Source organism: Calditrichota bacterium (assembly GCA_014359355.1).
Classification (GTDB): Bacteria; Zhuqueibacterota; Zhuqueibacteria; order JANLFK01; family Oleimicrobiaceae; genus Oleimicrobium.
Window position 1 is genome coordinate 1 of sequence record JACIZP010000291.1, and the last position, 6685, is coordinate 6685.

Genomic DNA, 6685 nt, shown 5'->3' on the forward strand with positions numbered 1-6685 from the left:
GATAGTGCGCAAGGCCTCGGCGCGGATGTAGGGGTCAGGATCGGTGAGCGCCGTCTGCCCAAGGGTCGCGATAACCTGTTCGCTGGCAAATTTGCCCAGGGCGCGCACGGCCTCCAGGCGCACGTTGGTGGAGTCATCCTTCAGGGACTTTTCCACCACCGGCACCAGCGAGCGATCTCCCATTTCCCCCAGGAGGGCCAACGCCCCGCAGCGGCCCCATGCGGCACAGCCGATCTTGGCCAGGGCTTCTTGCGCCGCCTCTGCTACCTCTTGGTTTTCACCTGCCACCAATCTCTTGAGGAGCGGCACGGCGCGATGTTCTTCCAAGCTGCCCAACGCGTTGATGGCACGGACTTGCACCGTGGGGTTGTCGGTGTCGGCGGCGCTCGCCAGCAGGTCACTGACATCGCTCTCGTTGACGGCGAGCATTTTCAGTAGGTGCGGCACAATGGCGGTGCCGTACGGCTTGAGAGCAGCGATGGCCGCGCCCCGCACGGTGAAGTAGCTGCTGCTTAGGTGTCTGACCAGATGAGGGAGGGCTGCCTGATCGCGAATCTTGCCCAACGTGAGGATGATCGTGCGGAGCGGCGTCTTGTTCCGCTCATGATCGAGGGCGCGCAGCAACGCATGGGTCGCGAGGCGGCCAAAGCGCACCAACGCTTGACTGGCAGCTTGATGAACCTTCTCGCTGGTGTCGCTCAGGGCCGCCACCAAAGGCTCGATGGCACGCGGATCGCCGATGTCGGCAAGCGCTCGCACTGCGGCGCAGCGCACGTCGGCCTCGTCGTCATCTAAGGCCTTTACCAGCGGTTCAATCGCCGCGGGATTGCGCATCTCGCCGAGCACGCGTGCGGCGTTGCGGCGCACCAGCTCGCTGGGGCTGCGCATGCTTTCGATGACCATGTCGATGCTGCGCTCGCCCATCTGCACCAGGCCCGAGATTGCCAGGCTCACCACCGGCTCCTCCTCAAGCGCCAACATGCGCAGGAGAATGCGCGCGAGGTTTTCATCGCCAGAGGCAACAATATCGGCCACCTTTTGCTGCAGGCCAATGAGCGCCTCGTTGCGCACCAGCCACTCCTCGTCGTCTGCCGCGGCAATGAGGGTCTCGATGACACGGTGGTCGCCCAAAGTTCTGAGCACGTTGATCGCCGACCAGCGCACGCGCATGTCCAACGAGTTGACGATGCGGGGCTTGCTGAGCTCCTCGAGGGCCTCGCTGGCGCCAAGCCGCCCCAAGGAGATGACCGCTGCTTGTTGGATCTCGGGCAGGGGGTCGCGCAACAGGCCGATCAAGGTCTTGATCAGGGTCGGCTGCTGCACCGAGGGTTCGCGGCAATAGCCAAGGGCAATGATTGCCAAGCGGCGTTCGCGCCAGTCTGCGCCAGAAACTGCCTGCTGCAGCAATTCCTCCATTGAGGCGCCACTCACGGCCTCCCGCAGCTGCTGGCTACTTTCGCTCGATGACACCATGGCATGTATCCTCAACGTCAAAGGCAGTCACGCTATAGCTGCAGTCGATATTGGCCAAATACTTGACGGCGGCGCGGAAGGCGCCGATGCGAGCGCAGGTGAGGTCACGCAGAGTGGCCCCGCTGCTCAATAGCTCCTTGCAGCTCTGCACATAGGGGCACAGATGGACGGTTACCTCGACGCGGTTGGGATTGACCTCGCGCAGTTCGAACTGGCTTGCGTCACGGAAGAGCTTGGCGCGCACGCCGATCTGAATGTAGTTGTCCAGGGCCGACTTGATGGAGTCGCTCTTGCGCACCACGAAGCCGTAGTCGTTCTCCAGAGTGGAGAGGTAATTGTCCACGGCGTGCTCGTAGGCACGCTCGCAGAAGGTGCGCGGCCTGGTGCCGTGGAAATCGCGCGCGGTCTCCTCCAAAGCGGTGAGCCAACTCAGGGCCACCACCCATCCGGCTTTTTCGTTGTCCAGTTCCCGCATCACTTGCTCCTCGAAGCTAACGCTTCCAGTTTCTGCTCCGACACGCGGTCCAGTCCCAGGCGCTGCAGTTCATGTTTGACCACGTGCATGCTGATGTTCTTGCCGATCCGCTTGTTCAACTTTGCCGTGAGCTCATACAACGGCGTGCGTGGGTTCTCAGACCAGAGGAGCACCAACTCCGCCCGGTCGTCGGGGGTGAAGGTGGCCAACTCTTGCGCCAACACTTCTTCCGCCACCGGTTTTTCGATCTCCGCGGCCAGCGATTCGAGAATGCGCTTGGTATCGCGGGCAATCGCTAGCTCTTCGTTGGTCTTGATGACCAGCACTTTGACCTTCCCTTTGCTGATGTCAACCGCGTTCTGGGCGTTCTTCTCCTCATCGATCTCAATACCCAATGCCTTCAAATTGGCAAGGGAGGTGCGGCGCACAAAAGAGGAGTTCTCGCCGATGCCGCCAGTGAACACGATGGCGTCAACCCCACCCAAGACTGCGATGTAGGCGCCGACGTACTTGCGTATCCGATAGCAGAAGATCTCCAGTGCCAACTTATGACGCTCGCTGCCGCGCTGTGCCTCGGCCTCTATTTCGCGCATGTCGTTGGTGGTCTCGGTGAGGCCGAGCATGCCGCTGCTCTTGTTCATTAAGTTGTCGATCTGCCGGGTATCCAGCTTTTCGCGTTCCATAATGTAGGAGACAAGAGCTGGGTCGATGTCCCCACAGCGGGTGCCCATCACTAAGCCTTCCAGCGGCGTGAACCCCATGCTCGTGTCCACCGACTTCCCATGGAGGATGGCGGTGATGCTGCTGCCGTTGCCGAGGTGGCAGGTGATGATTTTCAGCTTCTCGATGGGCTTGCCCAGCACCTGTGCGGCCTGTTGCGCCACGTACATGTGGGAGGTACCGTGGAAGCCGTAGCGCCGAATCCCAAGCTTCTTGTAAAGGGCGTAAGGGAGGCCGTACATGTAGGCCACTTGCGGGATGGTGTGGTGGAAGGCCGTGTCAAAGACGCCCACTTGCGGTACGCCCTTGAGGAGCTGTTCACAGGCTTCAACACCTTTGAGGTTGTGGGGATTGTGCAGGGGCGCAAACTGGATGCAGCGACGCACCCCGGCTTTCACCTCCTCGGTGATCAATACCGATCCGGTGAACTCCTCCCCACCATGCACCAGGCGATGGCCAATGCCAGCGATTTCCGACTTGTCTTTGATTAGGCCATGTTGGGGATGCATCAGGGTGGAGAGCACCATGGCAATGGCTGCATCGTGGTTCAGGATTTCGCGCGTTTCGACGATCTTGTGGCGACCCTTTGGCTGATAGGTGATGCTGGCCTCGCTGGAGCCGATGCGCTCCACGATCCCTTTGGCCAGCACGTCTTCGTCAACCATGTTGAACAGCTGAAATTTGACCGATGAGCTTCCGCTATTTAGCACCAGCACTTTCATCGACCTTCTCCTCGCCTCAGCGGACTATTCCTGGTTTCTCCCTTCTCACATGGGTCATGCCCTCGCCGGGTAAAGTTATACAGATATGCGAAACAAACAAGGGGAAAAAATGAAGCACGTTCACTAAAGGCCTCGGCTTCCGCAAAAGGGGATACCTGCGGTAGCTAAGACGTGGTTGTTGCGAAGAAGGGTAGGCGCAGGACAGCGCGCAACAGATTTATTCGCTTGACTTTTAAATATTTTTTTATTAATTAGCAGCAGAGACCACTGGCGGACAGTTCGGACGACGCGGTTAAGGAGCCATGGCACGCATCCAGATTCTTCTGGCCGACAGGGACCAATCCTATCTCGAGGACGCACAGCGCGTTCTCCGGCTGTATGACGAGAACTACGTGCTGCACGGCGTTACCTCGCCGGCGGAGCTCATCGACAAGCTCACTGCTGACGGCGTAGACCTGCTGTTGCTGGACTCCCATCTGGGCGATGGCGACTACCTTTCCGTGCTCGACCAGGTGGTGGGCCTCCGCCCTGACTTGCCGGTGGTGGTGCTTGTGGATGAAGGGCGCGATGACCTGGCCATTGCGGCTCTTCGGCGCGGTGCTTATGACTATGTCATGAAGACGAAAGGGTATCTGACGACCCTGCCTTTCACTGTGCGCAAGGCGGTGGGGCACAGAGCCTTGAGGAGGAAGGTGAAGCCTGTAGTGGAAAGGCCGCCGGCAGCGCCTGAGCGTCCGGTGCAAGCGCCCAGGGAGCCGCTCTTTGTGCCGCGACGTCCCGCCCCGGAGCCTGTTGTGGCCAGTGCCACGGCAGCTGCCGCAGCGGTTCCGCTTCGTGAGGAGCCGTTGTTCGCAAGTGCGCCGGAGGAACCCCAGCCGCCCGTGACGCCTCGGGAGGCTGCCCGGCCGCCCGCCTTCTCCTTTGCAGCGCCGGCAGATGAGCTGTTCGCCAAAGAGCCCGAGTCGCCACCGAAGGCAGAACCGCCCAGGACGGCACCACGACCCGAGCCGTCGCCGGCGGCTGCCCAGCCGGAGAGTCGCCCGGCGCAAGAGGCACCCGAACAACCGACTGCGTCGTGCGTGGTCGATCAGAAGTTGCGCATTCTTTCCGCCAACAAGAATATGGAAAGGCTGACCGACTACAGCGACGAAGAGCTTCTGGAACTCACGCTCGCCGACCTCTTCGGCGAAGGCGACCAAGACCACGTCTATCGTTGGTTTGAAGCTCTTGGCAGTGGTCAGGCGGCACCCCTTCCTTGCACCCTTATTGGCAAGAAGGGCAAGCGCGTCCAGGTGGAGCTTGCTGCCACACCGTTCCGCGAGGGCGACGGCGAGATTGCCGGGTATAGAGTCCGTATTCGCGAAGTGGTGCCTCCCGCACCCAAGGTGGAGGTGGTCCACGCGGTCGACCAGCTCAAGATGGTCGACGAGCTGGCTGCCCTCATCTCTGCCTGCTACGGGAGACCCTTGTCTGTGCTCCTGGACCTTTTGGCCAAGGTGGTCTGCCAGGTGTTCCGCTTCAAGCGGTGCACGGTAGCCTTGCTGGATCGGCGGCGCAAGGTGTTTGTCAAGCAAGCCATGGTTGGCTACCGCAGCACCGGCGACCAACCCAGGACGCTGGAAGTGCCCGCCGAGGTCATAGACCGGGTCTTTGCTCGCAAGTACCGCGTCAAGGTACTCTACTACAACCGGGAACTCCGGGACGCCCGCACCGCTGTGGGTGCTTTGACCGGAGACCGCCGCACCCAAGACCGGCGGCCGGTGGGCGAGTGGCACCGCCGCGACCTGGTCCTGATCAACCTCCTGGACGCGGAGGGGCGAACGTTCGGCTACATCTCCTTGGATGACCCCTTGGAGGGATTTGTCCCGAACAGGGACACCTTCCACAACCTGGAAATCTTCGGCAGGTTAGCCGCCCTGATCATTGAGAACTACTGGCACTTCTCAACCTTAGAGCGGCGTACGCGGCGCCTCAAGCAGATTCTGGCAACCAGCAACATTTTCAAGCTCTACCTTAGCCTTTCTGAGCTGCTCAAGGAAGTGGTCTGGTCCATCAAGTTCTCGCTGGACTTCAACCTGGTGGTGCTGGCGCTGGTGAGCAAGCGCACCCAGTTGCTGGAGGTCAAGGCTGTCGCTTGCGAGGACAAGATCAAGCAACTACAGATCGGGGAGCTGGCCTTCGAGCTGGAGGAGATTGCCGGGTTGCTGCAGGACCGCTATCGACGCAACCGCTCCTACTTTGTGGACCGCGAAGAGCCGGTGCTGGCGCCCCTCAAGGCCATCTATCGACCTGCGGTGAGCAATGGCGATGAGGGCATGTGGCCGACGTGGGGCCTGGTCCTGGTGCCACTGGTGTCGCGCTCTGAGAAGATTATCGGCTTCCTGGTGGTCGACGACCCAGTCGACGGGCGCGTGCCCAACATGGAGACCATTCGCACCTTGGAGATGCTTGCCAACCAGGTGGCCATCGCTATCGACAACCGGGTCATGTACGTCGAACTCAAGCGACAGCTCTTGGAGGCCACCGGCGAGGTCAAAGAGGAACGAGCTGCTGCAACCGAGGCGGAGGCGGGAGGATTGCGCAAACTGATGGACCGTCTCTTTCACTGACCGGCACCAGTAGCCAGCTGGACAGTGGAACCGTGGTTGGCGTCCGCCAGTAGAAGGGGTGCCGGTCACGGGTTTTCTTTCCCCTGCCCGGTGAGTGTGACTGAGAGCTCGTTCCGGAACGGCTCAATTGCAGCACTGTTGGATTGGGCCAAATCCACGCATCAGAAGGGGGAGGTGCTCAGTGCCAAGCCCCCGCACGAGGTGAACATGGTGAGCCAAGCCATGAATCGACGGTCGTTCTGTAAACACTGTGCTATGACGATGGCGGCGCCTTTTGTTGTTCCGCTGCTCGGGAGATCTGCCGACTCTCGCTCCCCTGCCAGGACCGTTGAGGCTCGTTATTACGAACGACTCCCTAACAAGAAGGTGCGTTGCAACCTCTGCCCGCGGCGATGCGTGGTGGAGCCTGCAAAGCGGGGCTTCTGTGAAGTGCGCGAAAACCGAGGCGGCACTTACTACACCCTCGTCCATTCCCGCCCGTGTACCGCCAACGTCGATCCCATAGAGAAGAAGCCTTTCTTCCACTTCCTTCCGGGAACGAGTGCTTTTTCCTTGGCGACAGTCGGCTGCAACGTGGATTGCATGTTCTGCCAGAACTGGCAGATCTCCCAAATCCGGCCGGAGGAGGCACCCAGTTACGACATGCCGCCTGAGGAGGTAGTGCGCCTTGCCCAGCGGTATGACTG

5 protein-coding genes are annotated in these 6685 nt (G+C 60.7%); 2 read left to right on the forward strand and 3 right to left on the reverse strand.

The window, feature by feature from the left end:
* From H5U38_12455 to H5U38_12465, 3 genes are all read right to left on the reverse strand, one after another.
* A partial coding sequence (locus tag H5U38_12455) for a HEAT repeat domain-containing protein (GenBank protein MBC7187836.1) occupies positions 1-1473 on the reverse strand: 1473 nt, incomplete at its 3' end.
* Positions 1451-1948 (reverse strand): hypothetical protein, encoded by a 498-nt coding sequence (locus H5U38_12460; GenBank protein ID MBC7187837.1) that lies wholly within the window; start codon positions 1946-1948, stop codon positions 1451-1453. The genes H5U38_12460 and H5U38_12455, both read right to left, overlap by 23 nt.
* The gene (locus H5U38_12465) at positions 1948-3390 is read right to left on the reverse strand and encodes an acetate kinase (GenBank protein ID MBC7187838.1); all 1443 of its coding nucleotides are present in this window, start codon (positions 3388-3390) and stop codon (positions 1948-1950) included. Before H5U38_12465 ends, H5U38_12460 begins: the two co-directional genes overlap by 1 nt.
* A gap of 302 nt (positions 3391-3692) precedes the next feature.
* On the opposite strand from H5U38_12465, the gene H5U38_12470 reads away from it, so the two are divergent.
* Both H5U38_12470 and H5U38_12475 read left to right on the forward strand, forming a co-directional pair.
* Complete coding sequence (locus H5U38_12470; GenBank protein ID MBC7187839.1) at positions 3693-5999, forward strand: PAS domain-containing protein; 2307 nt, start codon at positions 3693-3695, stop codon at positions 5997-5999.
* A gap of 399 nt (positions 6000-6398) precedes the next feature.
* Positions 6399-6685, forward strand: a 287-nt coding sequence (locus H5U38_12475) for a radical SAM protein (protein MBC7187840.1), incomplete at its 3' end; no start/stop codon positions are given.

What these genes read in the sequence shown, in the direction of transcription:
- H5U38_12465 (MBC7187838.1), bottom strand. Translation starts at nt 3,390, where the DNA reads ATGAAAGTGCTGGTGCTAAATAGCGGAAGCTCATCGGTCAAATTTCAG.
- H5U38_12460 (MBC7187837.1), bottom strand. Translation starts at nt 1,948, where the DNA reads ATGCGGGAACTGGACAACGAAAAAGCCGGATGGGTGGTGGCCCTGAGT.
- H5U38_12470 (MBC7187839.1), top strand. Translation starts at nt 3,693, where the DNA reads ATGGCACGCATCCAGATTCTTCTGGCCGACAGGGACCAATCCTATCTC.